At 64.7% G+C, this 26,662-nt stretch carries 31 protein-coding genes; 20 read left to right on the forward strand and 11 right to left on the reverse strand.

The window, feature by feature from the left end:
* Positions 1-7: 7 nt before the first annotated feature.
* Positions 8-505, forward strand: a complete 498-nt coding sequence (locus tag ACN0V4_RS00355) for a flagellar biosynthesis protein FlgI (RefSeq protein ID WP_417672520.1) — start codon at positions 8-10, stop codon at positions 503-505.
* 133 nt (positions 506-638) lie between these two features.
* A complete protein-coding gene (locus ACN0V4_RS00360) occupies positions 639-1,460 on the forward strand; it encodes a flagellin (protein WP_417672521.1) in 822 nt (273 codons plus the stop codon).
* 57 nt (positions 1,461-1,517) lie between these two features.
* Here ACN0V4_RS00360 and ACN0V4_RS00365 read toward each other — a convergent pair whose 3' ends face one another.
* Positions 1,518-2,939: a FliI/YscN family ATPase gene (locus ACN0V4_RS00365; protein WP_417672522.1), complete on the reverse strand. Its 1,422-nt coding sequence runs from the start codon at positions 2,937-2,939 to the stop codon at positions 1,518-1,520.
* A gap of 65 nt (positions 2,940-3,004) precedes the next feature.
* Between ACN0V4_RS00365 and ACN0V4_RS00370 the strand changes: the two genes are divergently transcribed.
* From ACN0V4_RS00370 to flhB, 8 genes are read left to right on the forward strand one after another with little or no spacing between them, the layout of a single operon-like run.
* The gene (locus ACN0V4_RS00370; protein WP_417672523.1) at positions 3,005-3,358 is read left to right on the forward strand and encodes a flagellar basal body rod protein; all 354 of its coding nucleotides are present in this window, start codon (positions 3,005-3,007) and stop codon (positions 3,356-3,358) included.
* Positions 3,359-3,369: 11 nt separating this feature from the next.
* Positions 3,370-3,780, forward strand: a complete 411-nt coding sequence (gene flgC, locus ACN0V4_RS00375) for a flagellar basal body rod protein FlgC (RefSeq protein WP_417672524.1) — start codon at positions 3,370-3,372, stop codon at positions 3,778-3,780.
* A gap of 10 nt (positions 3,781-3,790) precedes the next feature.
* Complete coding sequence (locus ACN0V4_RS00380) at positions 3,791-4,111, forward strand: flagellar hook-basal body complex protein FliE (protein ID WP_417672525.1); 321 nt, start codon at positions 3,791-3,793, stop codon at positions 4,109-4,111.
* Positions 4,112-4,150: 39 nt separating this feature from the next.
* The gene (gene fliQ, locus ACN0V4_RS00385) at positions 4,151-4,420 is read left to right on the forward strand and encodes a flagellar biosynthesis protein FliQ (protein ID WP_417672526.1); all 270 of its coding nucleotides are present in this window, start codon (positions 4,151-4,153) and stop codon (positions 4,418-4,420) included.
* On the forward strand, positions 4,410-5,246 hold the full coding sequence (locus ACN0V4_RS00390; RefSeq protein WP_417672527.1) for a lytic transglycosylase domain-containing protein: 837 nt from the start codon (positions 4,410-4,412) through the stop codon (positions 5,244-5,246). The genes fliQ and ACN0V4_RS00390 overlap by 11 nt, the downstream gene beginning before the upstream one ends.
* Positions 5,247-5,253: 7 nt before the next feature.
* A complete protein-coding gene (gene flhA / locus ACN0V4_RS00395; protein WP_417672528.1) occupies positions 5,254-7,353 on the forward strand; it encodes a flagellar biosynthesis protein FlhA in 2,100 nt (699 codons plus the stop codon).
* A 4-nt stretch (positions 7,354-7,357) separates the two neighbouring features.
* A complete protein-coding gene (locus tag ACN0V4_RS00400; RefSeq protein ID WP_417672529.1) occupies positions 7,358-8,113 on the forward strand; it encodes a flagellar biosynthetic protein FliR in 756 nt (251 codons plus the stop codon).
* A 3-nt stretch (positions 8,114-8,116) separates the two neighbouring features.
* Positions 8,117-9,247, forward strand: a complete 1,131-nt coding sequence (flhB, locus tag ACN0V4_RS00405; RefSeq protein ID WP_417672530.1) for a flagellar biosynthesis protein FlhB — start codon at positions 8,117-8,119, stop codon at positions 9,245-9,247.
* Between the two features lie 84 nt (positions 9,248-9,331).
* Here flhB and ACN0V4_RS00410 read toward each other — a convergent pair whose 3' ends face one another.
* The 4 genes from ACN0V4_RS00410 to ACN0V4_RS00425 are packed head-to-tail and all read right to left on the reverse strand — an operon-like array spanning position 9,332 to position 11,867.
* Positions 9,332-9,991 carry a MotE family protein gene (locus ACN0V4_RS00410; protein ID WP_417672531.1) on the reverse strand — a complete coding sequence of 220 codons (660 nt, stop codon included), beginning with the start codon at positions 9,989-9,991 and terminating at the stop codon, positions 9,332-9,334.
* A gap of 3 nt (positions 9,992-9,994) precedes the next feature.
* Positions 9,995-10,378 carry a flagellar motor switch protein gene (locus ACN0V4_RS00415; protein WP_417672532.1) on the reverse strand — a complete coding sequence of 128 codons (384 nt, stop codon included), beginning with the start codon at positions 10,376-10,378 and terminating at the stop codon, positions 9,995-9,997.
* Positions 10,359-11,312: a flagellar motor switch protein FliM gene (locus ACN0V4_RS00420; RefSeq protein ID WP_417672533.1), complete on the reverse strand. Its 954-nt coding sequence runs from the start codon at positions 11,310-11,312 to the stop codon at positions 10,359-10,361. Before ACN0V4_RS00420 ends, ACN0V4_RS00415 begins: the two co-directional genes overlap by 20 nt.
* Positions 11,313-11,321: 9 nt before the next feature.
* The gene (locus ACN0V4_RS00425) at positions 11,322-11,867 is read right to left on the reverse strand and encodes a flagellar basal body-associated FliL family protein (protein WP_417672534.1); all 546 of its coding nucleotides are present in this window, start codon (positions 11,865-11,867) and stop codon (positions 11,322-11,324) included.
* A 241-nt stretch (positions 11,868-12,108) separates the two neighbouring features.
* Between ACN0V4_RS00425 and fliF the strand changes: the two genes are divergently transcribed.
* The 5 genes from fliF to ACN0V4_RS00450 all read left to right on the forward strand — a co-directional run bounded on the left by fliF (position 12,109) and on the right by ACN0V4_RS00450 (position 16,822).
* Positions 12,109-13,803, forward strand: a complete 1,695-nt coding sequence (gene fliF / locus ACN0V4_RS00430; RefSeq protein WP_417672535.1) for a flagellar basal-body MS-ring/collar protein FliF — start codon at positions 12,109-12,111, stop codon at positions 13,801-13,803.
* A complete protein-coding gene (locus tag ACN0V4_RS00435) occupies positions 13,803-14,474 on the forward strand; it encodes a hypothetical protein (protein ID WP_417672536.1) in 672 nt (223 codons plus the stop codon). Before fliF ends, ACN0V4_RS00435 begins: the two co-directional genes overlap by 1 nt.
* A complete protein-coding gene (gene fliN / locus ACN0V4_RS00440) occupies positions 14,475-14,846 on the forward strand; it encodes a flagellar motor switch protein FliN (protein ID WP_417672537.1) in 372 nt (123 codons plus the stop codon).
* An 11-nt stretch (positions 14,847-14,857) separates the two neighbouring features.
* The gene (fliP, locus tag ACN0V4_RS00445) at positions 14,858-15,679 is read left to right on the forward strand and encodes a flagellar type III secretion system pore protein FliP (protein ID WP_417672538.1); all 822 of its coding nucleotides are present in this window, start codon (positions 14,858-14,860) and stop codon (positions 15,677-15,679) included.
* Between the two features lie 120 nt (positions 15,680-15,799).
* Positions 15,800-16,822 carry a flagellar motor switch protein FliG gene (locus tag ACN0V4_RS00450; RefSeq protein ID WP_417672539.1) on the forward strand — a complete coding sequence of 341 codons (1,023 nt, stop codon included), beginning with the start codon at positions 15,800-15,802 and terminating at the stop codon, positions 16,820-16,822.
* A 13-nt stretch (positions 16,823-16,835) separates the two neighbouring features.
* Here the strand turns inward: ACN0V4_RS00450 and ACN0V4_RS00455 are convergent, their stop codons facing one another.
* Genes ACN0V4_RS00455 through flaF form a run of 3 tightly spaced genes read right to left on the reverse strand, consistent with a single transcriptional unit; the run spans position 16,836 to position 18,513 of the window.
* The gene (locus ACN0V4_RS00455) at positions 16,836-17,669 is read right to left on the reverse strand and encodes a DUF1217 domain-containing protein (RefSeq protein WP_417672540.1); all 834 of its coding nucleotides are present in this window, start codon (positions 17,667-17,669) and stop codon (positions 16,836-16,838) included.
* 15 nt (positions 17,670-17,684) lie between these two features.
* Entirely contained in the window at positions 17,685-18,110 is a 426-nt protein-coding gene (locus ACN0V4_RS00460) for a flagellar biosynthesis repressor FlbT (protein ID WP_417672541.1), read from the reverse strand.
* Positions 18,111-18,114: 4 nt separating this feature from the next.
* Positions 18,115-18,513 (reverse strand): flagellar biosynthesis regulator FlaF, encoded by a 399-nt coding sequence (flaF, locus tag ACN0V4_RS00465; RefSeq protein WP_417672542.1) that lies wholly within the window; start codon positions 18,511-18,513, stop codon positions 18,115-18,117.
* 254 nt (positions 18,514-18,767) lie between these two features.
* On the opposite strand from flaF, the gene ACN0V4_RS00470 reads away from it, so the two are divergent.
* From ACN0V4_RS00470 to recR, 4 genes are all read left to right on the forward strand, one after another.
* Positions 18,768-20,567, forward strand: coding sequence for a DNA polymerase III subunit gamma/tau (locus ACN0V4_RS00470; protein WP_417672543.1), 1,800 nt, complete (start codon positions 18,768-18,770; stop codon positions 20,565-20,567).
* Positions 20,568-20,657: 90 nt separating this feature from the next.
* On the forward strand, positions 20,658-20,972 hold the full coding sequence (locus ACN0V4_RS00475; protein WP_417672544.1) for a helix-turn-helix domain-containing protein: 315 nt from the start codon (positions 20,658-20,660) through the stop codon (positions 20,970-20,972).
* 78 nt (positions 20,973-21,050) lie between these two features.
* Positions 21,051-21,395, forward strand: a complete 345-nt coding sequence (locus ACN0V4_RS00480; protein WP_417672545.1) for a YbaB/EbfC family nucleoid-associated protein — start codon at positions 21,051-21,053, stop codon at positions 21,393-21,395.
* A 64-nt stretch (positions 21,396-21,459) separates the two neighbouring features.
* Complete coding sequence (gene recR, locus ACN0V4_RS00485; RefSeq protein ID WP_417672546.1) at positions 21,460-22,053, forward strand: recombination mediator RecR; 594 nt, start codon at positions 21,460-21,462, stop codon at positions 22,051-22,053.
* A gap of 4 nt (positions 22,054-22,057) precedes the next feature.
* Here recR and ACN0V4_RS00490 read toward each other — a convergent pair whose 3' ends face one another.
* Entirely contained in the window at positions 22,058-23,254 is a 1,197-nt protein-coding gene (locus ACN0V4_RS00490; RefSeq protein WP_417672547.1) for a benzoate/H(+) symporter BenE family transporter, read from the reverse strand.
* Between the two features lie 170 nt (positions 23,255-23,424).
* The gene (locus ACN0V4_RS00495; protein WP_417672548.1) at positions 23,425-24,201 is read right to left on the reverse strand and encodes a DUF1013 domain-containing protein; all 777 of its coding nucleotides are present in this window, start codon (positions 24,199-24,201) and stop codon (positions 23,425-23,427) included.
* Positions 24,202-24,333: 132 nt separating this feature from the next.
* Between ACN0V4_RS00495 and ACN0V4_RS00500 the strand changes: the two genes are divergently transcribed.
* The gene (locus ACN0V4_RS00500; protein WP_417672549.1) at positions 24,334-24,963 is read left to right on the forward strand and encodes a ribonuclease T2 family protein; all 630 of its coding nucleotides are present in this window, start codon (positions 24,334-24,336) and stop codon (positions 24,961-24,963) included.
* Between the two features lie 596 nt (positions 24,964-25,559).
* Here the strand turns inward: ACN0V4_RS00500 and ACN0V4_RS00505 are convergent.
* The gene (locus ACN0V4_RS00505; protein ID WP_417672550.1) at positions 25,560-26,633 is read right to left on the reverse strand and encodes a GlxA family transcriptional regulator; all 1,074 of its coding nucleotides are present in this window, start codon (positions 26,631-26,633) and stop codon (positions 25,560-25,562) included.
* Positions 26,634-26,662: the final 29 nt, after the last annotated feature.

Here is a 26,662-nt window from a genome sequence, read left to right on the forward strand (position 1 = left end):
CTGCGGAATGCGAGAGCGGCGGAAATTCAGGATCGGGCAGCGGGCCGAGGCACGGCGCGGTGCCGCCGAGGCGGGCAATAGGGTGCTCACCTCGGAGGATGAGGCGAATATCGAAGCCTTCGCCGCCAAGGTGGGGGAGGCGATCGATCTGTTGAACGAGGAAATCGCCGCCATTCGTGCCGGCAAGTTTCAGCGGGTGGGCGAGCTTTTTGAACGGAAATCCGCGCTGCTGAAATGGCTGGAGCTGCGGGTGCCGCTGGTCGAACCCTTCCTATCCCATGACATGGCGAAGGACAGCGGCTTGCCGGCCCGGCTGGCCGAGCTGCAAAAGGTGGTGAGCGAGGATGGCGTGCTGTTGCAGCGGATGGCCCTCGCCGCCGGCAATATCGTGCGCGAGATCAGGAAGGCGACGGAACGCAGCGGACTGACCGGGCTTTATGGCAAGTCCGGGCAGAAGATCGCGGCCCAGCCGGGCGGGCGGCTGCGGATAGATCGCGAATTCTGAGCGTCGGCGTCGGGAAACGTCAAAACGTAAACCCCGCTTTAATCCCGGTGTTAATATCCTCGGTACTGGTTTTCGAACCAGATCACAGTCAGAAGACTGGACTCAAAAAAACGAGAACTGAGGAGAGCATTAAATGTCGTCCATTCTCAACAATAGCTCCGCAACCGTCGCTCTGGCCACTCTGAACCAGATCAACAAGGGTCTGAACGAGACCCAGAACCGCGTCTCCAGCGGTCTGGCGATCAGCTCGGGCAAGGACAACGCCGCCTATTTCGCCATCTCTGAAACGATGTCGGGCGACAGCGGCATGTTCAGCGCCATCAACGAAGGCCTGACCTCGACCAAGAACTCGGTCTCGACCGCCCGTCTGGGTGCTGAAACCGTTTCCAGCCTGACCGAAAAATTCGCCGAGCGTATTGCTTTCGCCCAAGGCAACGGGATCAACCTGACCGACGTGCAATCGGAACTCGACGCTCTGGTTGCCCAGATCGGCGCGGCCATCGACCAGTCGACCTTCAACGGCGACGATCTGGTCACTTCGACCGACACCGTCACCGTGGTGACCGGGATCAGCCGGTCGTCGGGCAGCTTCGCCACCACCACGATCACCTTCGACAAGGTCGATCTGTCGGCGATCAAGACCACGCTGGAAAGCATCGACCTGACCACTTCGACCGACCTGGCCGCCGATCTGGCCACCGCCGAAGGCGCTCTGGCCGACTCGATCACCGCCGCGACCAGCCTGGGCGTCACCGAAGACACGCTGGACGGTCAGCAGGATTTCCTGTCGTCGCTGACCGACACGCTGGATTCCGGCGTCAGCGCCATGGTTGATGCGAACATGGAAGAAGAAGCTGCGCGTCTGCAAGCCTATCAGGTTCAGCAGCAGCTCGCGACGCAATCGCTGTCGATCGCGAACCAGTCGCCGCAAAACATCCTGAGCCTGTTCAAGTAACAGTCCTTGGTCGTCAGGGGGTAACCCCTGACGACACCTCGTATCCGGTACCAGTGATCAGGCGCGATACCCTTGGGTCGGCTTGGGCCGGGCGCCCGAACTGCGTGGCGCGGGCGTTTGCTTGTCCGGGGCGGTCGGCAGGGCAACCTCGATCCCTGCCTCCAGCAGCATCCGATAGATTTCCGCAAAGCTTTGATCGGCGCGCAGGGTTTCGGCCTTTTTCTGCGCCAGAAAGCCATTCGCCGCGCGGAAAAAACGGATCGCGGCGTCGGTTTCAAGGTCGGACCCGGGTTTGTAGGCGCCGACGCGGATCAGCTCCTCCATATCGGCATAGCGGGCCAGGGCGCGTCGTGCCGCCTGCATGATGGTGAACTCTTCTTCGCTGTGGCAGTCGGGCAGCATGCGCGAGATCGACTTTTGCACGTTGATCGCCGGATAACGGTCCTGTTCGGCGATGCGCCTGTCCAGCACGATATGGCCGTCGAGGATGCCGCGCACCGCATCGGCAATCGGTTCGTTCATGTCGTCGCCGTCAACCAGAACAGTATAGATGCCGGTGATGTCGCCTTCTCCCTCGCGGCCGGGCCCGGCGCGTTCCAGCAGGTGCGGCAGTTCGGAGAACACCGTCGGCGGATAGCCCCGCGTGGTCGGTGGCTCGCCGCTCGACAGGCCGATCTCGCGCTGTGCCATGGCGAAACGGGTGACGCTGTCCATCATCAGCAGCACCTGCTTGCCCTCGGCGCGGAAATGTTCGGCTACGGCGGTGGCGGTCCAGGCGGCTTGTCGCCGCAACAGCGGCGCCTCGTCCCCGGTGGCGACCACGACCACCGACCGCGCCATGCCCTCGGGGCCCAGATCCTCTTCGATGAAGTCCTGAACCTCGCGACCGCGTTCGCCGACCAGACCGATGACGATAACATCGGCGTTGGTGTTGCGGGCCAGCATCGCCATCAGGGTCGACTTGCCCACGCCCGAGCCGGCGAAGATCCCCATGCGCTGACCGCGGCAGATCGGGGTGAACAGGTCGATGCACTTGATCTGGGTTTCCAGCTTGGCGCCGACGCGGCGGCGGGCATAGGCGGGCGGCGGGCTGTTGCGGCCGCGGGTGCGCCGGCTGCCGCGGCGAAAGTCGGGCGCAAGTGACAGCGGTTGCCCCAGGGCATTCACCACCGTGCCGATCCAGCTTTCGTCCGGGCGGATACCGTCCTCGGACTGGATCAGATCGACGGCGTCGCCGACAGCAATGCCCTCCCAGGTGCCGAAGGGCAGCAGGTGCAGCCCCTCGGCACTGGCGCCGACGATCTCGCCGGTGACGGTGCCGTGCTGGCCATGGACGCGACAGCGCTGCCCCAGTCCGGCGGCGCGTTGCAGCCCGGCGACCCGCAAGGTCAGGCCAACGACAGATTGAACACGCCCTGTAATTCTTGTGGATTCCAGGGGCGAAATCTTTTGTCGCAGGTCGGAAAATACCTTAGTCACAAGAATAGACCTGTTAATCTTTGTTGTGCTTGCTATAGTCTCCAAGAATTGAGCCGGAGTCCATGATGAATTTCGAAGCCCTCAACCTGTTTCAGCTTGCCTCGCGCCGTCTGCAGTGGCTGTCGGACAAGCAGCGTTCAGTTTCGGAAAATATCGCCAACGCCGATGTCGCCGGCTATCGCGCCCGCGATGTGCAAAGCTTTGATGCCTATCTCGACAGCGCGGGCCGTTCTTCGGTTTCGCCCGAGGCGGAGGTTTCCGAGGTCAGGGACGAATGGGGCGGGACGATTTCGGGCAATACCGTGGTCATGGAAGAGCAGATCCTCGATGCGGCGAATACCCAGAGCCAATATCGTCTTGCCTCCAACCTCTATCGCAAGGCGCATGAGATGCTGCTCAGCGTCGCCGGCAGTAACTGAGGAGATCGGTCATGGATGCGCTGTCCTCGATCGTGAAAATCGCCGCCAGCGGCATGCGCGCCCAGGGCGAGCGGCTGCGGGTGGTGTCGGAAAACGTCGCCAACGCTTCTACCACCGCGCAGAAGTCCGGCGATGAACCCTATCGCCGCAAGGTGATCAGCTTTGGCGAGATGACGGATGAGGCGACCGGTGCCGCCTTGGTCGAGGTCAGCGACATCACCCGCGACATGGGCGAATTCTCGTTGCGCTTCGACCCCTCGCATCCGGCGGCGGACGACAATGGCTATGTCAAGTTGCCCAACGTCAATCCGTTGATCGAGATGAGTAACATGCGCGAGGCCTCGCGCAGCTATGAGGCCAATCTGACGATGCTCGAGAATGCCAAGCAGATGCGCAGCGAGCTGATTAATCTGATTGAGTAGGAAGTGATTCATGGTTGATGTCTCCGCCATCCGTCCGGGCATGATCGTCGAAGCCGCCTATGGCAAGGCCAAGACCCTGGGAGAGGGCGCCGCCGCATCCGACGGTGACCAGGGGCCGAGCTTTGGCGATATGATCCGCAAGGCCGCCGAAGGCGCGGTCGGCTCCGTGCGCTATGGCGACGCCGCCGCGCAGGCGGGGCTGGCCGAGAAGATCGGCATGCAGCAGGTGGTCGAGGCGACGATGGCGATGGAAAGCACGGTGCGCGTCTCGGTGGCGCTGCGCGACAAGCTGGTCAGCGCCTATAAAGACGTCCTGAACATGTCGATCTGACACGGGCATTCGCCTGCCATCACCCCGGGGAGAGGCCGATTGGATACGGTCAGCGTATATGAGATCATCCGATTGACGCTCAACACGGTGCTGCTGGCCTCGGCGCCGGTGATGGCGGTGGCGCTGCTGGTCGGGCTGATCGTCTCCTTCGTGCAGGCGCTGACCCAGATCCAGGAAATGACGCTGACCTTCGTGCCGAAGATCGTGGCGATCTTTCTGGCACTCGCCCTGACCCTTCCCTTCATCTACGGAACGCTGAGCCGGCTGTCGAACCAGGTGTTCGACCTGATCGTCAGCGGTGGCGGCTGAGATGGGGCGCGGGCGGCGCATCGGCACGTGTGGCGCGGTGATGGTTCTGGCGGCCGCCCCGTTCTGGGGGGAGGCGCGGGCCGAATTCTTCGCGGGCTTCTACAAATCGGTGCTGCCGCCGTCGGCGCGGGCAGTCGTGACGCCGGATGACCCCGAGGAGCGGGCACTGACTGGGGCCGATTGCGTTGCCGCGATCCTCGACGCCCAGGCGCGCTATGGTATTCCCGACAACCTGCTGTTGGCGATCGGCGTGCAGGAGGCCGGCCGGCGCGGCAAGGAGGGGCTGACCGTCTGGCCCTGGACTGTCAACGCCGCGGGCGAGGGCGCATTCTTCAAGACCCGGGCCGAGGCGATGGCCTGGGTCGAGGGCAAGCGGGCGGCCGGGATCGCCTCGATCGACGTGGGCTGCATGCAGGTGAACCAGCGCTGGCACGGGGCAAATTTCGATACGCTCGATCTGGCCTTCGAACCCCTGGTGAACGTGGATTATGCGGCGCGCTATCTGAGCGGGCTCTATCAGGAGACCGGCGATTGGTGGGCGGCGGCGGGGCGCTATCACTCGGCCACGGAGGCCTATCAAAAGACCTATCTCGCCGCGCTCAAACGCAATCAGTCGGTGGTCAATGCCGGTCTGGGCCAGCTGCTGGGCCAGGCGCGCAGGTCGTCGATGTTCACTGTCGCCGCCGCAGAGGCCGCCGCGCCGCCGCCCCCGCCCGAGCCGCCGGTGTTCTGGGGCAGCGCCCATCAGGCCGAGGAGGCGCAGTTTTCGATTTATTCCGCCTATCCGATCCGTCCGGTGCTGCCGGATTACAGGATCGTGAATTGAGGATCAGATGAGCGCAAGGGACATCAACCTGCCGAAATCCATCTCAGGGCTGTGGTCGCAGCTCAGCATGGCGAACCGCGACGTGGGGTTCGCCATCGGGGTGATGCTGATCCTTGGCATGCTGTTCATCCCGATGCCGCCCTTCCTGCTCGACTTCGGGTTGGCGATCTCGCTGTCGCTGGCCGTGCTGATCCTGATGGTGGCCCTGTGGATTCCGACGCCGCTCGATTTCAACTCTTTCCCGACGGTGCTGCTGGTCGTCACCATGTTGCGGCTGGCGCTCAACGTCTCCTCCACCCGGCTGATCCTGAGCCGCGGGCACGAGGGATCGGAGGCCGCCGGCAAGGTGATCTCGGGCTTCTCGCGCTTCATTGTTGGCGGCGATTTCGTCATCGGGATCGTGATCTTCGCCATTCTGGTGATCATCAACTTCGTGGTGATCACTAAGGGCTCCACCCGGATCGCCGAAGTGGCGGCGCGGTTCTCGCTGGATGCGATGCCGGGCAAGCAGATGGCGATCGACGCGGATATGGGCGCCGGCATCATCAACGAGGAACAGGCGCGCGAACGCCGCCGGGTGCTCGAAGAGGAAAGCTCGTTCTTCGGGGCGATGGACGGGGCGTCGAAATTCGTCCGCGGCGATGCGGTCGCCGGCTTGATCATTACCGTGATCAACGTGGTGGGCGGCATCCTGATCGGGGTGGCGAGCCATGGGTTGAGCGTGGCGGAGGCGGCCGGCAACTATACCGCGCTGACCATCGGCGACGGGCTGGTGACGCAAATCCCGGCGCTGGTGGTGTCGTTGGCCGCCGGCCTGCTGGTCACCAAGAGCGGCACCCATGGCGCCGCGAACGAGGCGGTGCTCAAGCAGCTCAGCGGTTTCCCAAAGGCGCTCTACATGGCCGCGGTCCTAGCCTTCATGATCGGCTTCCTGCCAGGCTTTCCCTTCGTGATCTTCACCGTTCTGGCGGGGGGCATGGCGGTGCTGGGCTATGTCATGCAGACCAACATCAAGGATCGCAACCTGGCCAGGGATGCCGCCGCCAAGGCCGATGCCAAGCCTAAGAAGGTTGAAGACCCGATCGCCGAGGCGCTCAAGCTCGATGATCTGCGGCTGGAACTCGGCTCGGGGCTGGTGTCTCTGATCACCTCGGCCGATGCGGCGCTGCCGGGCAAGGTGAAAAGCCTGCGCAATCTCTTCATCAAGGATTTCGGCTTTGTCCTGCCGCCGGTGCGAATCAAGGACGACAGCAACCTGCCGGCGATGAGCTATGCGATCTCGCTTCAGGGGGTGGAGACCGCGAGGGGCGAGGTGCGTCCGGGCCTGATGATGGTGATCGACCCTTCGGGCAAGGATGCCGATCTGGTGGGCGAACGCACCCGCGAGCCGACCTTCGGGCTGCATGCGGTCTGGGTCGATCAGGGCCGCGCCTCGGATGCCGAGATGCGCGGGCTGACGGTGGTGGATCCGGAAAGCGTGATCACCACCCATCTGACCGAGGTGATCAAGGAATACATGCCGGATCTTCTGACCTATGCCGCCACCCAGGATCTGATCGCCGGGCAGAGCAAGGAATATCAGAAGCTGCTGAACGACATGTCGAACAAGTCGCCGGCGGTGCTGTTGCAGCATGTGCTGCAGGCGTTGCTGTCCGAACGGGTGTCGATCCGCAACCTGTCGCGTATCATCGAGGCGGTGGCGGAGGCGGTCTCCACCACCCAGAACTTGCGCAATATCGTCGAGCATGTACGCGGCCGCCTGGCCAAGCAGATCTGCCAGGCGCTGGCCGATGCCAAGGGCTATGTTCCGGTGATCGTGCTGAGCCCGGATTGGGAGCGCGAGCTGAACAATGCGGTGTCGCCCGGTGGCGATGGGGACGGCTTCATGATGTCGCCGGCGCGGGTGCAGGAATTCGTTCTGGCCGTGCGCAAGGAGATCCAGCGTTTTGCCGCCGGCGATGAATGGCCGGCGCTGCTGGTGACCCCGGATGTGCGCCCCTATGTGCGCCAGATCCTCGAGCGGGTGAGCCCGGTGACCCAGGTGATTTCCCACAACGAGATTCATCGCAAGGTCTCGCTGCGCACCGTTGCGACGGTCGGCGCCTGAGGCGATGGGGCTGAACGATTATATCGCCGGCCTGATCTTCGGATACTTCCTTGTCGTGGCCCGCATCGGCGGCGCGGTGATGTTCATGCCGGGCTTCGGCGAAACCCAGATTCCGGGGCGGATGCGGGTCGCCTTTGCGCTGGTGCTTTGCGCCGCGCTCTATCCCGCCACGCCGGTCGCTGCGCATATCCCCGACACACCGGTCGAGATGACGCTGCTGCTCGGGCTGGAGGCGACCATCGGCATCTGGATCGGGCTGTGCGGGCGGGTGCTGTTGTCGGCGATGGATTTCGCCGGCTATCAGGTCGGCCAGGTCTCGGGGCTGGCGAATGCCTTCGGCCCGTCGCTTGGGGCCTTCGAGGGGGCCACGTTGGTGGCCTCGCTGCTGATCATCGGCTCGGTGGCGGCGATCTTCGCCTCGGATGCGCATCACCTGATCCTGCGGGCCCTGCTGGACAGCTATCAGGTGTTTCCGGTCGGGCTGGTGATGACAGGCGATCTGGCCGAACAGATCGTGCGGGCCGGCGGCCAGAGCCTCTATATCGGCATGTCGATCGCCGCGCCCTTCTTTGTCATGGGGGTGGTGCTGAACCTCGGCATGGGGCTGGCCAACCGGATGATGCCGCAACTGCCGGTGTTCTTCGTCGCCTCCTCGATCCTGATCGTGGCGGGGCTTTTGATCCTGTCGGTGGCGACGCCGGCGATGATCGACCATTTTCTCAACCAGTTCACCACCTGGTTGGGGCTGTTCAGGTTCTGAGCCATGGCAGAGGGCGATCAGGACGACAGCCAGAAGAGCCACGAGCCGACCGAGAAGCGGCTGCGCGATGCGCGCAAGCGCGGCGACGTGCCCGCGTCGCGCGAGACCGGTAACATGATGGTGGTGCTGTCGCTGTTCGGGGCGGCGGCGTTGGTGCTGCCCTGGATGGGGCCGCGCCTGGCCGCGGCGCTGTCGGCACTGATCGACGGTGCCGGTCAGGTCGAGGTGGGCGAGGGGCGTTCGGGTCTCAGCGTGCTGGGAGAGCTGCTGCGCGAGGTGGTGCTGTCGCTGTCGCTGGCCCTGGCGCCGCTGTTCCTGTTGATCCTCGTCGGCGGGGTCTTCGGTGTGCTGATCCAGGGCGAGACGGTGGCGGCGCTGGAGCGGGTGACGCCGAAGCTGTCGAAACTGTCACCGCTTCAGGGGCTGAAACGATTGTTCTCGGCCAATACGCTGGTGGAATTCGGCAAGAGCCTGGTCAAGGTCCTGGTGGTCGGCGGCTTGGCGATCTGGGTCACCCGCTGGGCGGTGGAGGGGATTTGGGAGGCCCCCGGGTTCATTCCCGAGAACCTGCCGGGATATCTGCTGCAGGCGGCGCGGCGGTTGTTGCTGGCGGCGGCGATCTTCCTGGTGCCGGTGGCGATCTTCGACATCCTCTGGCACCGGTTCGAATGGCGTCGGCGGTTGATGATGACCGTGAAGGAGGTGCGCGACGAGATGAAGGAGGCCGAGGGCGATCCGCATATCAAGGCCCGTCGCGCCGCCATTCGCCGCCAGCGCGCCCGCCAGCGCGTCGCCGCCGCGGTGCCGACCGCCAGTGTGATCCTGACCAACCCGACCCATTACGCCGTGGCGCTGCGCTATGAGCAGGGCAGCGATGACGCCCCGGTCTGCGTTGCCAAGGGGGCCGATCTGATGGCGCGGCGCATCCGCGAGATCGCCTTCGAGCATGATGTGCCGATTGTCGAGAACAAGCCCTTGGCGCGGGCGCTCTATGATCGGGTCGAGGTGGATCAGATGGTGCCGATGGAGCATTGGCAGGTGGTGGCGGAGATCATCAGCTTTGTGCTGGATCTGCGGAATAACCGCCGCCGCAAGCCGCCCGAGGGATCGGTGCTGAGAACCTCGCCCGAGTGAGTGCGGCGAAGGTGAGGCGGGGGGCTCTGCCCCCCACGGCCTGCGGCCTCCCCCCGGGATATTTTCAGCTAGAAAAAGGGCGGATCATTTCAGGCGGATGCCGACCAGATCCTGATCGCCCGGCAATTGCGAGCGTTCGAGGATGATCTTTGAGACGGCGCGGGCGCGCACCGGCGACATCTTGGCAAGGATCGGCGCGGCGGTGCGTGGCTTCATCTGCGCGAGCACCAGGATCGTCACCTCGATGTCGAGATCGTCCATGATCCGCGCGGCTTCTGCCGGTTTCATGTTCTCGTAGAAGGCGATGAGCCGGTCGAGGTCCTCGGTCTGGGCGGCCTTGGTGCGGGCCAGCAGCTCTTCGATCTCGCCCTTCAGTTCGAGGAGCGCCTGTTTTTCGACGTCGAGCTTTTCCTTGGCGAGCGACAGTTCCGACTGGCGGCTTTCCAGATCGTCGCGCTGCTTGTCGATCAGGTCGCGTTCGCGGCTGAGCGATTGCAGCACCTCTTCGGGGGTGTCGCATTGCTGCGCCGTGGCCGAGGTTCTGGCGAGCGTGCCGGATTGGATCATCGTTGCCGGCGTCGCGCCGTTGGCCTGGCTGGAGCTGACCGCGGCCAGGGTCGCTGTCTCGGGGCGGTTCAGCACCTCGCCGGGAGAGGCAAGTTCGGGAAAGGAGATCGCGGCCTTGGCGAAGGCCGTGATCGCGAGACCGCCGAGGAAAAGCTTGCCGACAAGGCCGCGTGCCATGGCTCAGGCCCTCGATTCGCTGCGGGAGGTTTCAAAGAACCGGCGCACCAGATCCTGCTTGTTGCGGACCACCTGGACGCCGGGCAGCCGGCGCGGCGTCGGGTGTCGGCGCGAGGTGAAGGCCGGTGTCATCGTCTCGGCGCTCTCTGCCGCGGGCTGCGGGGCCGGCATTTCAGGCGCCTCCTGGCGGCGGGCCTCGAGGTTCTCGCGCAGCGCCTCGACCGAGGATTCGGACTTGTCCACCGCCTTGGAGAATTCCCGTACCAGGGGCTCCAGCTCTTCGAGGGCGGACATCAGTCTTTGCACCCGACGGGTGATCACCAGCCCGTAACCGATGCTGCCGGCGAGCAGGAGGAGGATCAGAAGATCAGTGATCGTTGCGGCCATGGGAGGGGTCCTCTTCGGGGGCGAGCGCTTCGGTGATCCGGATAGCGGTGTTGCCGTTGTTGCGTTTGCCAAGTGCTGCGTGGAACATCGGGGTCTCGGCGCAAAGGACGGTGGCGTCGTGGTCCTCTTCGATCCAGAGGTTCACGGTGTCACCGGGCTGCCATGCCATGATGTCCTGGATCGGAAGCCGGATATCGGTGAGCACCGCCTCAAGCTCGACGGTGGCGCGTTCGATCTGGCCGGCCAGCTGGTCGCGCCAGGGGCTGCCCTCGTCGCTGAAGCCGCCGAAATGGATGCGGCTGAGCTTGGGGCGGATCGGTTCCAGCGCATCATAGGGCAGGATCACCTCGAGCATGCCGCCGTGGCCGGCGAGCACGACGGTGATCTGCATCCGGACGCAGAGGCTGGCCGGCTGGGCGACCGAGGCGGAATCGGGATCGGTCTCGATCCGCTCGAGTTCGAGTTCGACATCGCCGACCTGGGCCAGATTGCGCTGCAGCTCATGTGCGATCAGCCCGGCGAGGCGCTTGCCGAAACCGCGTTCGATGGCGGTGAAACCGGTGGTGGCACGCGGCGCCTCGCCCTTGGCGCTGCCGCCCAGCATCAGTTCCAGCGCGGTCAGCACCAGGGTGCTGTCGAGGGTCAGCAGGATTTGTCCATAGAGGCTGTGCGAGGAACAGACCGCCAGCAGCGCCGGACCCGGCAGCGCATCAAGAACCTGCGACATCGGCACATAGTCGAGCTGGGTCAGCGAGGCCTCGCAAAGCGTGCCGGTCATATTGGGCAGTGCCAGAGCGACGGAATCGGCCAGCCGTTCGCCGATGATGTCCAGCATCGGCAGCCGTTCGAAGCTGAAATCCGACATCCGGATGATTTCGTCGATCAGGTCGCTGTTCTGAAGCGAGAGATCTTCGGGGGACATCTGTTCGTTCATCGCCGGCCCCTATTGCACGATCAGGTCGCTGATCAGGATTTCTTGCGGCAGGTCATTGCCGGCGGCGGCGCGGGCGCGTTTGAGCAGTTCGGCCTTGACGTTCATCATCCCTGCCATGCCACGCACGTCGGTTTCCGTCAGGCTGTGGGCGTAGCCGGTGAAGAGATCGCGCATGAAGGGCTGTCGCGCGTGCATCAGATCGGCGGCGCCGGCCTCGGGGCGGTAGACCAGCACCAGGGTCAGCTTGAGAAAGGCCTTGGCCGAATTGCCGCGGGCGTCATAGCTGGTGATATTGGTGATGATCTCTTCGAAAGGCAGGATGCCCTCGATCGCGCCGGCTTCCTGCGTCTCGCCATGCCCGGCTTCGGATGCGGCCGGCGTTTGGCTTGCCGTGGTGCCTCCGGCATGATCAGGAGCCTCGGCGGTCTGGCCTTCGGCGGCGGAGCCCTCGGCGAGGTAGTCGGGTTCATAGCCGGCCGCATCCTGCTGGAAGGCGAGGCGCGCCAGCACGAAGCCGCCGCCCAGCGAGCCCACCGACAAGAGCGCGGCCGCCATCAGCATCGTCCGGGCTGAACGCGCCTTGCCGGTCGGGGGGCTTTCGGCGCGCGCGGGATCAGGGGCAGGCTTTTTGGTTGCGGGGCGGGCCATGGGCGATCAGGTCAGACTCTTAAGGTTTCCATGGATATAATCCCTGTTTTTCTTTTTAATGCAAGTATAGACATGCCTGTTTACTTGAGGATCAAAAATAGAATAGTCTTTATAAAGGACAGATTAAAGATATCCGGGCGGGGTCGGCGTGCAGGACTTGATCAACAACCTCAAGGCGCTGGGACAGCGACGGCTGATGATCCTCGGCGGCGTGGCGCTGGGGGTCGTGTTGGCGCTGGTGCTGGGGATCGCGGCGGTGTCGCAGCGCGAATTCGCGCCGCTCTATACCAATCTGTCGGTCTCTGCCTCGACCTCGATCGAAACCACCCTGGCCGGCGCCGGGTTCGAGACGCGGATGAGCGAGGACGGCTCGAGCGTCTCGGTGCCGCGCGCCGATCTGGCGCGGGCGCGGATGGCTCTGGCCGAGGCCGGGCTGCCGATCGAGGGGGATCCCGGTTGGGAGCTTTTCGACGAGAACAGCGGCCTGGCGATGAATTCCTTCATGCAGAAGGTGAACCGGCTCCGTGCCATGGAGGGCGAACTGGCGCGCTCGATCCAGACCATGGACGGGGTGCAGAGCGCGCGGGTGCATCTGGTGCTGCCCGAACGCGAGGCGTTTTCGCGTGAACGACCCGAGCCGCGCGCCTCGGTCATCGTGCGGCCATTGCCGGGCCGGACCATCACCCGCAAGCAGGCGGTGTCGATCCGCAACCTGATCGCCTCCTCCGTGGCTGAGCTGGAGCTGGGGCGGGTCACCGTGCTGTCGGCCAGCGGCGAGACCATTCTGGCCGAGGCTGCCGATGGCGATGGCCAGGCGACGCTGCAATCGGCCCGCTCGGGGATCGAGGACCGGCTGGCGCAGCAGATCCAGAACATCCTGACCGCCCGGGTCGGAGCCGGCAACGCGCGGGTGAAGGTGAACGTCGATCTGTCCACCGCACGCGAAGTCATTGTCGAGCAGACCTATAATCCCGACCAGCAGGTGGTGCGCTCGACCGACAGCCGGGCCGAGCAGCGCGCCGGCAGCGAGGGGGGCGGCAACGTCGGGGTCGAGAACAACATCCCCGCCGCGCTGGCCGACCCGAACGCCGGCAGCAGCTCCAGCCAATCGAAGTCCGGCGAATCCGTGCAATACGAGATCGGCAATACCCGCCGCGAGGTGGTGCGCGAGGCGGGCGAGGTACAGCGCATCTCGGTCGCGGTGCTGATCAATGGCATCTATACCGTCGACGGGTCCGACGTGACCTATTCCGAGCGCAGCCCGCAGGAACTGGAGCGGCTGACCGAACTGGTCAAGACCGCCGTGGGTTATGATGCCCGGCGTGGCGACAGCATCTCGGTCGATAGTCTGCGCTTCATGGATTACTCGATGGAGGTCGGCGATCCGGTCAAGGAAAGCCTGGGGCAGCAGATCAGCGACAATATCGTGTCGATCCTGCGCGGAGTGCTGGCGCTGATCATCGTCGCGCTGGTGATGATCCTGGGCGTGCGGCCGCTGCTGCGCCAGCTCAATCAGCGCAATACGCCGGAACTGGCGGGGGCCGATGTGTCGGCCGCAGCGCTTGCCGGCCCAGAGGGGGCGGCCCTGGCGGCAGAGCCCGGCACGCCGGCCTTGAGCCTGGCCCGCAAGGCCGAGGCGCCGAGTTTCGAGGTGGCGGAGGGGCAGACCTCGGTCTTCGATCCGGAAGCGGACGAGGGGCCGCATGAGTATATCGAGGCGATGGGGGTGCGCGGCAGCCTGATCAAGGCGCGGGTCGAGGCGATCCAGGCCCTGGCCGAGGAAAAGCCGGAAGAGGTGCTGCGCGTGTTGCGGTCGTGGCTGGTGGCCGAGGCTGACGCGTGATGAAGCTTTGGCTGCGCGATTTCGATGCCGAGGACGCCCGGGTCGCATCCGCCGCGATGGCGCCTGTCGCCCCTGCTGAGCCAGAGCCGATCCGCAGCCTGCCCCTGGAAGAGGTTGAACGCCTGCTGGCCGAGGCGCGCGAAACCGCCTTTGCCCACGGGCGGGAAGAGGGCGCGGCCGAGACCCGGGCCGAATTGGAGCAGGCGCGCGACAGCCGCGCCGCCGCCACGCTCGAGGTGATCCGGGCGGAAACCGACCGCCTGCTGGCGCAGGAGGACCAGCGTCGCCGCGAGATGGAGCGCGACATGGTCGATCTGGCGCTGGATGTGGCCGAGCGGATCGCGCCGGAATTTCTGGCCGCCTATGCCCGCGATCTGGCCGAGGCGCGAATCCGCGAGGGGCTGCGCATGGCGCAGGGCAGTGCCCGGCTGAAACTGCGGCTATCGCCCGAGATGGCCGAGATGCTTGGCCCCCGGCTTGCCGATCTCGCCGCGCCGACCGGGGCCGCACCCGATCTGGTGGCGGATGCGGCGCTGGGCGATGGGGCGGCGCGGCTCGATTGGGATGGCGGCGGGCTCAGCTACAGCCTGGACCAGCTCTGCGGCGCGGTGCTCGACGCGCTGCGCGAGGCGGCCGCGAAACTGAAGGACGATCAGGAGAAGGCCGGATAGATGTCGGATAGTGAAACCCAGAACATGCCCGAAGCCGCAATCGACGCGGCGAGCGGGGCCTCGGGGGCGAGCGAAAAGCCGTCGCTCAAGGATGTGGCGGTCGCCGCCGCGGCGGGCGGGCGCAATATCGACGCGCTGCTGAACGTCAAGCTGGATGTGCGCGTGGTGCTGGGCCGCAGCCGGATGCCGATATCCGATCTGCTGGAACTGTCCAAGGGGTCGGTGATCGAGCTTGACCGCAAGGTGGGCGAGCCGGTGGACATCATGATCAACGACCGGCTGGTCGCGCGGGGCGATCTGGTCAAGGTGCAGGGGGACCGGATCGGCGTGGCCCTGCGGGAAATCGTCAAAGATTTCATTTCGGACGCCTGAGGATTTTCCGGATGCGCCGCCCTCAATCCTTTGTCGCGCGCTGCGCTATCCTTGCCGGGGGTTTCCTTCTGGCCGGGACTGTGGCCGCCGTGGCGCAGGAGACCGATCTGGGCGGGTTGATCCGCGATCTGTCCTCGACCTTCGGCGGCTCGACCCCGGGCAGCGATCAGGCCGCCAGCTTCTCGGGCCGGCTGATCCAGATCTTCGCGCTGATGACGGTGCTCAGCATCGCGCCGGGGCTTTTGGTGGTGACCACCAGCTTCACGCGCTTCGTAATCGTCCTGTCGATGCTGCGTTCGGCGCTGGGGATGAACCAGACGCCGCCGAATATGGTGCTGAACGCGATGGCGCTGTTCATGACCTTCTTCGTGATGCAGCCCGTGCTGGAGGATGCCTGGGTCGACGGGTTGCGGCCGCTGCTGCAGAACGCGATCACCGAGGAGCAGGCGATCGTCAAGATCGCCGAGCCGTTCCGCAGCTTCATGTATGCCAATGCCCGCGACAAGGACATCGTCCTGTTCCGCGATATCGCCGGCGAACCCAACCCCGAGGTGGTGCCCGCCGAGGCGGCGCAGGTGAGCTGGCGGGTGCTGGTGCCGGCCTTCATGATCTCGGAACTCAGGCGTGCCTTTACCATCGGCTTCCTGCTTTATCTGCCGTTCATAGCCATCGACCTGATCGTCGCCTCGGTGCTGATGAGCGCCGGCATGATGATGCTGCCGCCGGTGATCGTGTCGCTGCCGTTCAAGGTGATCTTCTTCGTGCTGATCGACGGCTGGTACATGCTGGCGGGGTCCTTGATGCAGTCCTATTCGGCAGCGACCGGCGGTTAGGCGAGCCGACCGTCCCCCGCTGTTAAGAAATAGTCGGAAGTTCTTGTCGGTATTCCTTGCATCACATGGATAGGGAACGCTATTTTGGCGATGATCCGTTAACCTCGTGAACCTGTGCCGATGAATCACTTCACCCCTCTCCGCAAGCACAGGGTGCTGAGTGGAGCCGAGAAATCGGCCATTCTGTTCCTCTGTCTGGGGGAGGCGCGGGGCGGCGCGCTGATGCAGCAGCTCGACGTCGGCGAGATTCGCAAGATCACCCGGGCGATCTCGGCCATGGGCGAGGTGGCTGCCGAGGTGGTCGAAGAGGTGATGCGCGAATTCGGCGAGAAGATGTCGAGCTATGGTGGCATCACCGGCTCGGTCGAGGCGGCGCGCGGGCTGCTCAAGGGCTTTCTGCCCGAGGATCGCGTGGCCGAGATTCTGGGCGAGATCGAGGACAGCGCCACCGGCAACCTCTGGGGCGATCTGTCTCAGCTTGACGAAAAGATCCTGGCCGATTTCCTGCGTCAGGAACACAATCAGACCGTGGCGGTGATCCTGAGCCGGATCAAGGCGGATGCGGCGGCCAAGGTGCTGCCGCTCTTGGGGCAGGAGCGCGCCGTCGATCTGATCGAACGCATGGTCGCGATGGAGGCACTGCCGAGCGAGGCGCTGCGCGGCATCGAGGAAAGCCTGCGCCGGGATGTGCTGGCGAAGGCCGGGCGCAATGCCGAGGCGGAAACCGAGAAGCAGCTTGTCATGGTCTTCAACAAGCTTGATTCCAACGTGTTCGAGGGGCTTTCGCGCGAGCTGGAAAAGAAGATCCCCGAGAAGTTCCGCGCCATCAAGCAGAAGATGTTCATCTTCTCCGACCTGATCGAGCTGAAGCCGAACGCCCTGGCCAAGGTGATGCGCGAGGTCACCGGCAAGACACTGCCGCTGGCGCTGCGCGGTGCCGAGAAAGAGCTGCGCGATCATTTCCTGTCATCGCTGCCGGCGCGGTCGCGTGATATGCTGGAAGAGGAGATGCGCGCCATGGGGCCGGTGCGCACCCGTGACGTCAAGCAGGCGCAATCCGAACTGGTCGAGGCCGCGATCCGTCTGGCCCGCGATGGCGAGATCGACTTGCCCAGCGGCGAAGACGAGGACCTGATCGGCTGACCTGCCGCCGCTCTCAGCGATAGAGCGAATAGGTCGAGAAGGCGACCGGCGCCACATTCCAGGTGATCTGGATGATCGAGGAGGTCAGCGAGGTCGAGCTTTGCAGGATCGTCAGCGCGGCGCTTTTGATGTTCGAGGTCTGCGGGTTTTCGACATCGGCGATGGCCATGAACTGGGTCATCAGCCGCTCCTGCTCGTCCGGGTCGGACAGCTTGCTCAGATCATAGCTCTTGGCGAGCAGTTGGGCCTGCTTGTCGACGTCGATCGAGGCCATCTCCTTCGGCAGGCCAAGCGCGGTGCGGAAGAAGGTGCTCAGATCCTCGTTCTTCAGGACGTCGAACCAGTTGTCGATGCTGTCCACCTTGTCGCGGAAGGTCAACGCCACCCCGACATTCTCGTTTTCGTCGGAATAGCTGTTGGTCAGCGTCTGTTCGAAGAACTTGTCGATGATGCCCTGTTGCCAGTCGGCGTCGGTGAAATCGGGCACCACCTGTTCGCCGCCCTCGGCGGTGAATCCCATCGCCTCGTTCAGATCGGTGAAGCGGTCGTCGGTCAGCTTGTTGACCAGCGAGGATTTGTCGGCAGGATCGCTTTCCAGAATCTTGCGGATCATCGCCCGGCCGAAAATCTGGTCTTCCAGGTCGAAGGCCTTCATCACGAAGCTGTAAACCTCGTAATCCTTCACCAGCTCCTCGGGCGAGGAGATCGAGCCGATCCGCTCCTTGAAGGTCTCAACCGCCCGGGCGTATTGCCCTGAGGAGCTCATGGTCTCGATCTGCTTGTCATGGGTGCTGTCGATCAGCTTCAATGCCAGTGGGCTGCTCAGGCCAGAGATGCTTACGACCATGACGGGTTCCTTCTCTTATTCCGCCGCCTGCACGGCGGCGTTGTCGCGGTTGGCGAGCAGATTCAACAGCTCGTCCTCGTACCGCATGACCTCGCGCAGCGCGCGCATGGCTTTATAGTAGTTCCGGGCCGACACGTGGTTGGCCGCTTCGAAGATATGGCCGGCGATCTGCTGGTTGAAGATCGGTACCAGATCGGCCAGGTGCTTTTGGATGATTGGCGTCAGATCCTTGCGGATCTCGGGCCGCAGCAGCGCCGACTGGATAAAGAAATACACCTTCTTCACGGGCGTGGCGGCCTCGTGCTCGTCCAGCAGGTCGACGCCGCGGACCACATCGGCATAGTTTTCGATCGTCAGGGTCTGGCGCCGATCCGCGTTGCGGATGACGCAGCCGTTTATCACGATCTTCTCGTTCGGTTTCAGGGTCAGTCGCAGCGCCATTCGATCATTCCATAACCTGCAGCGGATTGCCTTCGAGAGCGCGGATGATGGTTTTGTTGATGTCGATCAGCGGCTGCACCCGATTCTTGCCCTTGAAGATCCCGTTGCTGTGGGTTCCGACCCAGCTCGCGAGCGAGATCAGCCCGGCGCGCAGGGCCGGGGGCAATTGGTTGCCCGGTTGGGCCAGATCGCTCTGCAGCGCCATCCAGACGCGCTGGTTGCGCCAGAGCGCATCGTTCAGGCCGCCCGCCAGAAGGGCGAGCTTTTCGGTGCTGGTCTCAGAGCGATCGAACTCAGGTCCGAACCGTTCAAGTTCTGCGGTGACACGGGAAAGGACGCGGCGCTCGATCTGGCGGGGGGATTCCGTCTCGGTGATCGTCCGCTTGTAGGCGGCTATGCTCATTGCAGGTTGTTCCGGAATTTTTGTTTTACTGCCTCAACAGCTAACCTAACCCATGCCGGTTAAAGCGCAATAAATCCTTGCTAATTTTTCTTCAAACCAGGGGAGACGCAAAAACTGTTGCAACTTTACCTTGCGAGGATAGGGCCAAACTATCCGTCTGGGTTGGATCGAAACGGGGGGGCATGACGGGCGGCGAATGGCGATCGGGACGGCGGCCACTGGACCTTGGCCCCCCCAACCCCTACGTTCTGGTGATGCAGATTCCCCGACCTTCAGGTAGCCCTTTGTCCGACGCTCCAGCCTATCAGGTTCTCGCCCGTAAATACCGCCCCGAGACCTTCGCCGATCTGGTCGGTCAGGAGGCGATGGTCCGCACCCTGAAGAATGCCTTCGCCGCGGATCGGATCGCGCAGGCCTTCATCATGACGGGGATTCGCGGCACCGGGAAGACCACCACGGCGCGAATCATCGCCAAGGGGATGAACTGCATCGGCCCGGATGGCACCGGCGGCCCGACGACGGAACCCTGCGGCGTCTGCGAGCATTGCAAGGCCATCATGGAAGGCCGCCATGTCGACGTGATGGAGATGGATGCGGCCTCGCGCACCGGGGTCAATGACATCCGCGAGATCATCGACTCGGTGCACTATCGGGCGGCTTCGGCGCGCTACAAGATCTATATCATCGACGAGGTTCACATGCTGTCGACCAGCGCGTTCAACGCGCTGCTGAAGACGCTTGAGGAACCGCCCGCCCATGTGAAATTCATCTTCGCCACCACCGAGATCCGCAAGGTGCCGGTGACGGTTCTGTCGCGTTGCCAACGGTTCGACCTGCGCCGGATCGAACCCGAGGACATGATGGGCCTGCTGCGCAAGATCGCCGGCAAGGAAGGCGCGCAGATCGCCGATGACGCGCTGGCGCTGATCACCCGGGCGGCCGAGGGCTCGGCCCGCGACGCGACCTCGCTGCTCGATCAGGCGATCAGCCATGGCGCTGGGGAAACCAGTGCCGATCAGGTCCGCGCCATGCTGGGGCTGGCCGATCGGGGCCGGGTGCTGGATCTGATGGACATGATCCTGCGCGGTGACGCCGCCGGCGCGCTGACCGAGCTTGGCGCGCAATATGCCGAAGGCGCTGATCCGATGGCGGTGCTGCGCGATCTGGCCGAGATCACCCATTGGGTTTCGGTGGTGAAGATCACCCCCGAGGCGGCCGAGGATCCGACCATCGGCCCGGATGAACGTGCCCGTGGGCTGGCGATGGCCGAGGCGCTGCCGATGCGGGTGCTCAGCCGGATGTGGCAGATGCTGCTGAAGGCGCTGGAAGAGGTCGCCGCCGCCCCCAATTCGATGATGGCGGCCGAGATGGCGGTGATCCGGCTGACCCATGTGGCCGATTTGCCCAGCCCTGAGGAGCTGCTGCGAAAGTTGCAAGATACGCCACCGCCACCGATGTCCGGGGGGGCGATGGGCGGAGGCCCCGGCGGTGGCATGGGCGAGGGCGCCCGCGGCTGGTCGGCGCCCGCGCCGGCGGTCGGCTCTGCCGCGATGCCCGCGCGCAGTTCGGCGGGCGGTGGTCCCACCGCCCTTCTCGCCGGAGAAGTGGCCGAGGCGCTGTCGCGCTACCCGACCTTCGATCATGTGATCGAGCTGATCCGCACCAATCGTGACGTAAAGCTGCTGGTCGAGGTCGAGATCGGCGTGCGGCTGGTCTCCTACCAGCCGGGGCGGATCGAATTCACCCCCTCGGACGAGGCCCCCACCGATCTGGCGCAACGGCTCGGGTCCAGGCTGCAAAGCTGGACCGGCAACCGCTGGGCGGTGATCATCACCAGCGGCGGCACGGCGGAGACCATTGCCGAAAAACGCGACGCTGCCGAAATCGCCCTGCGCGAGGAGGCCACCGCGCATCCGCTGGTCCAGGCGGTGCTGGCGCGGTTCCCCAAGGCCAAGATCGCCGAGATCCGCACCCCCGAGCAGATCGCTGCCGAAGTCGCCGCCGAGGCGCTGCCGGAGGTCGAGGACGAATGGGATCCCTTCGACGATAACTGAGCCTTTGCGCGGCCGGACCCGGGGCCGTGCTTAGGCCGTCAGCAGATCTTCTGTCTGCGCCACCTTGGCATAGCTCGTTGCCAGCGGCGGATGGATACGGACTATCCCGAGCCGCTGACGGTGGCCGATCTGGCCAGCCATGCCGGGCTGAGCGAGCGCAGCTTCCTGCGCCGGTTCCAGCGCGCCACCGGGCTGAGCCCGGCCAGCTATCTGCAGCGGTTGCGGGTCGAGAAGGCCCGCGGCGCCCTGGAGCGCGGAACAAAAGCCGCGGCGGAAATCGCCTGGGCGGTCGGCTATCGCGATCCCTCTGCCTTTGCGCGCGCGTTCAAGACGGTCACCGGCCTCAGCCCCGGCGCCTATCGCGACCGGTTCCGCATCCCCGCCTCGCGGGCGCGGCAGGCCTAGGCGCTTCCCCGGCCTTGTACCGGGGCGTCGGCGCGCGTATTTGTGAACCAAGCACGAACACCTTTTCAGGAGAGCCCCATGTTCAAAGGACTCGGCCAGCTCGGCGATATGGCCAAGATGATGAAGTCGGCGCAGGAACTGCAGACCAAGATGGCCCAGATGCAGGAAGATCTGGCCAATCTGACCGTTACCGGGGAATCCGGCGCCGGCCTGGTCAAGGCGACCGCCACCGCCAAGGGCGAGCTGGTGGGGCTGGATATCGACCCCTCGATCTTCAACGGCGAGGACAAGGAAGTGGTCGAGGATCTGATCCTGGCCGCGATCAAGGACGCCCAGATCAAGGCGGGCGAGAAGGCGCAGGCAGAGATGGCCGCCCTGACCGAAAGCATGGGTCTGCCGAAGGATATCAAGCTGCCCTTCTGATCCCCGGATCTGACAGACCGGCCGGGCGCCGCGCCCGGCCGCTTTTCCTCTGCACAGGCGCCCCATGTCCGCGAACCGCGAGATCGAAAACCTGATCGAGCTGATGGCCAAGCTGCCCGGGCTCGGCCCGCGCTCGGCCCGTCGGGCGGTGCTGCACCTGATCCGCAAGCGGGCGCTGCTGCTGACGCCGCTGGCCGACGCCATGCAGGAGGTCGCCGCCACCGCGCGCGAATGTCTCAACTGCGGCAATGTGGCGACCTCGGACATCTGCGACATCTGCCAGGACAACCGGCGCGCCAATGGCGAGCTTTGCGTGGTCGAGGATGTCGCCGATCTCTGGGCGATGGAACGCTCTGGCGTCTTCAAGGGGCGCTATCACGTGCTGGGCGGTACGCTTTCCGCGCTTGATGCGGTGGGGCCGGAAGAGCTGCGGATTCCCAAGCTGCTCGATCGCATTCCCGGCGAACATGTCACCGAGGTGATCCTGGCGCTGAACGCAACCGTCGAAGGCCAGACCACGGCGCATTACATCGCCGATCAGCTCGAAGGGCAGGTGAAACTGACCTCGCTGGCGCAGGGGGTGCCGATCGGCGGCGAACTCGATTACCTCGACGACGGCACGATCAGCGCCGCCCTCAGGGCGCGCAAGGAGTTCTGAGCGCTTACTCCGCGTCGGCCGCCGCTAGGCGACGCGATTTGCGGGTGTCCAAGGCATAGAGCACGGCGCCCGCGACCAACCCCCAGAAGGCGGCCCCGATCCCGAAGAAGGACACGCCCGAGGCGGTGATCAGGATGGTGGTCAGCGCGGCCTCGCGCCCGGTAGGCTGGGAGACAGAGACGGCCAGCGATCCGGTCAGCGCCCCGATCAGCGCCAGCCCGGCCACCGCCGCAATCACCGCCGGCGGGGCCACCGCCATCACGGCCACGGCGATCGCCGCGCCAAGACCCATCACCGTATAGCCGATCCCGGCGATGATCGCCGACCAATAGCGCCGGTCGGGGTCGGGATGCGCCTCGGGCCCGGCGCAGAGCGCGGCGGTGATCGCCGCCATGTTCACGCCCGGCGAGCCGAAGGGGGCGGACAAGAAGGCCACCATCCCGGTGAAGGAGATCAGCGGCCCGGCCTTGGGGGTATAGCCGAAGGATTTCAGCACCGCGATCCCGGCCACGTTCTGCGACGCCATGGTCAGGATGAAGAGCGGCAGCGCGATCCCCACCACCGCCGCCAGGGTCAGCTCGGGCATGACGAAGACCGGCCCGGACCACAGATGGTCGAGCGCGAAGGCGCCGGGCTCGAGCCCGCGGGCCACCAGCACCGCGGCCACCACCACCGCGGCCGGGATGGCCAGCAGCCGGTTCACCCGCGCCATCACCGCCCAGGCCAGGAAGACGGGCAGGGCGATCTCGGGGATCAGCCCCATGGCGCGGAACGGCGCCAGGCAGAGCGGCAGCAGGATGCCGGCCAGCATCGCATTGGCCAGGGTCATCGGGATCGCCTCGGCCAGCCGGCCGAGCGGCCGCCACAGCCCGGCGAGAACGCAGAGCGCGGCCGCCAGCATGAAGGCACCGACGGTGACGGCAAAGCCGCCCTCGGGCGCCTGCAGCGTGGCCAGAAAGGCCGCCCCCGGTGTGGTCCAGGCCACCGACAGCGGCATCCGGTAGCGCAGGCTCAGCGCGATCCCGGCGAGCCCCATCGCCACCGCCGCCATCATCAGCCCGGAAGAGGCCTGCGCCGGCGAGGCACCCACCGCCTTCAGCCCCTGCACGATCACCGCGAAGGAGCTGGAGAAACCGACGAAGGCCGACAGCAGCCCCGAGGTGACCGAGGTGAGGGAAAAGTCCCTGAAGAGCGGTGACATGATATTCCTTTCGGCGGCGGGATTTGCGCCAACCCGGGCAAGATGCCGCATCGCGGCAGGGCTGTCAAAACCGAACTTCGGCTGCCGTGCTCAGGCTTCTGGGCATAAGAAAACCCCCGAAACTCAGGGGCTTCGGGGGTTCTGAATGTCGAATCGGGTGGTCCCGGGGATCAGCGACGGAAGTCGTCTTCATCCTCGTCGTCATCGTCGCCACCACCGGCGGGCAGGTTGAAGAAGCTATTGGCGTCGCTGATATCACGCTCCGGACGAGCCTCTTCATCCCTGTCGCGCGAGCCGGAGAGGGTGAAGGTTTCCAGCCCCTCGATCGCGGTGGGGATCTTCGGCTCGATATCCATGCCCAGCGATTGTTCGGTGCTCACCAACTTGCGGCGTTCGTCATCGGTCATGACCGAGCCTTCGGCGGCGCGCTTGGCGGCGGCCTTCTGCACGGTGGCATCCAGTTCGGACTGCTTGCACAGGCCCAGGGCCACCGGGTCGATCGGCTGGATATTGGCAATGTTCCAATGCGTGCGTTCGCGGATCGCCTGGATGGTCGGCTTGGTGGTGCCCACCAGCTTGGCGATCTGGCCGTCGCTCAGCTCGGGGTGGAATTTCACCAGCCAGAGGATCGACGCCGGGCGGTCCTGACGTTTCGACAGCGGCGTGTAGCGCGGACCACGACGCTTTTCTTCGCCCGCGGCAGCGGGGTTGAATTTGACGTGCAGCCTCAGAAGCGGATTCTGCTCGGCCTTGTCGATTTCGGCCTGGGTGAGCTGGTTGTTGGCCACAGGGTCAAAGCCCTTGACCCCGACCGCGACGTCGCCGTCGGCAATGCCCTGAACCTCCAGCTCGTGCATGCCCACGAAATCGGCGATCTGCTTGAAGGTCAGCGTCGTGTTGTCCACCAGCCAGACAGCGGTTGCCTTGGGGTGCAGCAGTTTGGCCATCTCGTGTCTCCTTACGCGTAGTTTTCCCGTCGCCCGGATCAGGGGCGGTCCCGGATCGGCTCCGGAACGGGTTTCCATTGTGGGGGAACTTCAGGTTTATATAGTGGCCCCGATGAAATAAGGAAAGAGTGAATGCGCTGGATCCTCCTGTGGCTGTTGACTGCCGTGCCGGTTCTCGCCGACAGCGGCAAGCCGGGACAGTTCGACTATTACGTCCTGTCGCTGAGCTGGTCGCCCAACTGGTGCGCCACCGAGGGCCGCAGCCGCAACTCCGAGCAATGCGACGCGCGGCGCGACTATGGCTGGGTGCTGCACGGTCTCTGGCCGCAATATCATCGCGGTTGGCCGGAATATTGCCATACGGCCGAAATCGCCCCCACCCGCCGGATGACCGCCGAGATGACCGATATCATGGGCACCCCCGGGCTCGCCTGGTATCAATGGAAGAAGCATGGGGTGTGCTCGGGCCTGTCCGCCCCGGCCTATTACGCGCTGGCGCGCGAGGCCTATGGCCGGGTGAATCGCCCGGCGGTGTTCCGCAGGCTGAAGTCGTCGGTGAAACTGCCGGCCTCGGTGGTGGAGGAGGCCTTTCTGAAGGCCAACCCGGGGCTGACGCGCGACATGGTCACTGTCACCTGTCAGCAAGGCTATATCCAGGAGGTGCGGATCTGCCTGTCGCGCGATCTGCAGCCGGTGCCCTGTGGCCGCGATGTGATTGCCGATTGCAAGCTGACCGACGCGCTGCTCGAACCGATCCCCTGACACGGCGGCGTAGCGGGGGCGCTTCGCCCCCTGGCTCGGCCGATCGACGAAAGGGGAGGGGCGGGCAAAACAAAAGGCGCCCGAGGGCGCCTTGGTGTCGAGAGTCAGGGTATTTGCCCTTTTGGTGACCGGTAAAAATTTGAAATCAGAGACATCGACTTTGGATTGACGCCAAAACTGTCCTTTTTCGTCACGAATCCTGTCCGAACATACACAGCCGGAAGAGTTTGAAACATCTATCCTCAGTGTGGTCTAGATTTGAGGAAGGCAGGAAAACATGGCGAAGCGTCGATGTTTGCTTCTCCGGGAACTGGCTACGCGATGGAAGCGCGACTTGTTTGGCGCTCTGCCACATAGCAATTCGAGGCTTCCTGCTTAGGGCTTTCGGCCGCACGTTGTTCGATATTGCGGCTTCGATTCCGGGCGCGGCCACTCGGGCCGACAAGCTACAGCTAACCCGGGACAGGCCAGCCGAAAGCGCAAAACTGCGCCACGCCGATTTTTCTATTGTCGGTTTTCAGCCGCTGGAAGTGCGGCCGACGTCGGAAAACACCGCAGCCGGCAGCTCAGTAGCTCAAAGAAATATGGCTTCGCCATCACCCAGGGTCAGCAACGCCGCAAGCGCCTTTGAGCTTGTCGGTGATCTGCGGGTTCAGTGAAGAAGACACTTCCGGACCGAGGGGGCCAGAGCGGCAAAAATGCTCGCGATACTCTGCCGGGGTTGTCTTGACACGACGCAGAAAGGCACGACGCGCAATGTCTGGGCCGGAAAAACCGCACTGCGCCGCAATGGTTTTCAGCGGCATATCTGAATCCTCCAACGCCCGGCGCATCGCATCGACGCGTACATGCTCCACAAAAGCGGCGGGCGTAGTCCCGGTTTCCGTCAGAAACAGGCGCGCAAAGTTGCGCGGGCTCATCCCTATGCGCCGCGCCAGAGTGGTCACTGAAAGATCGGCTGCGACATTCTCCAGAATCCATTTCTGCACTCCGGCGATCCGGCTTTCTTGCGCGGTTTGGGCAGCAAGATGTGCACTGAACTGAGACTGTCCCCCGGGGCGCTTCAGAAACACCACGAGGCGCCGAGCGACACGCATGGCCACCTCATGGCCAAGGTCTTCTTCGATAAGCCGCAGGGCCAAGTCGATCCCCGCGGTCACGCCCGCGGAAGTGTAGACCCCACTGTCCTCGATATAAATCGCATCGGGGCGGATCTCGGCCTCGGGGCACCAGAGCGCCAGTTCTGCGACATGCTGCCAGTGGGTGGTGGCCCGCCGCCCCCCCAGAAGCCCCGCGGCCGCCAGGAAAAACGCCCCGGTGCAAACCGATCCCAAACGCCGCACCGTGCCTGCCTGGCGGCGCAGCCAATCGGCAAAGGCCGGGAACTCGGCCGCACCGGCGTAGTCCGGCGTTCCGGCGATCAGCAGCGTGTCGATCTCCTCCGCCAAATCGGCAAAGGTGGCGTCCATGAGCAGGGTCATCCCCCCGACCCGCACCTGCATCCGACCATCGACCGCGATCAATCGGATCTCGTAGACCGGGGCCTGCGCCGCCTGGTTCGCCTCGAGAAAGCAATCGAGCGGCCCGGAAATGTCGAGAGACTGCGCCGCGAGTGGCACGCAGATCACAACGAGGCGCGGGCGGCCGCTCTGCATGATGTCCCTTTCCATCGGCATTCCGTCCCGAAACGTCGGCTTGC

It is taken from the genome of Pseudodonghicola sp., from assembly GCF_048268305.1.
Taxonomy (GTDB): domain Bacteria; phylum Pseudomonadota; class Alphaproteobacteria; order Rhodobacterales; family Rhodobacteraceae; genus Pseudodonghicola.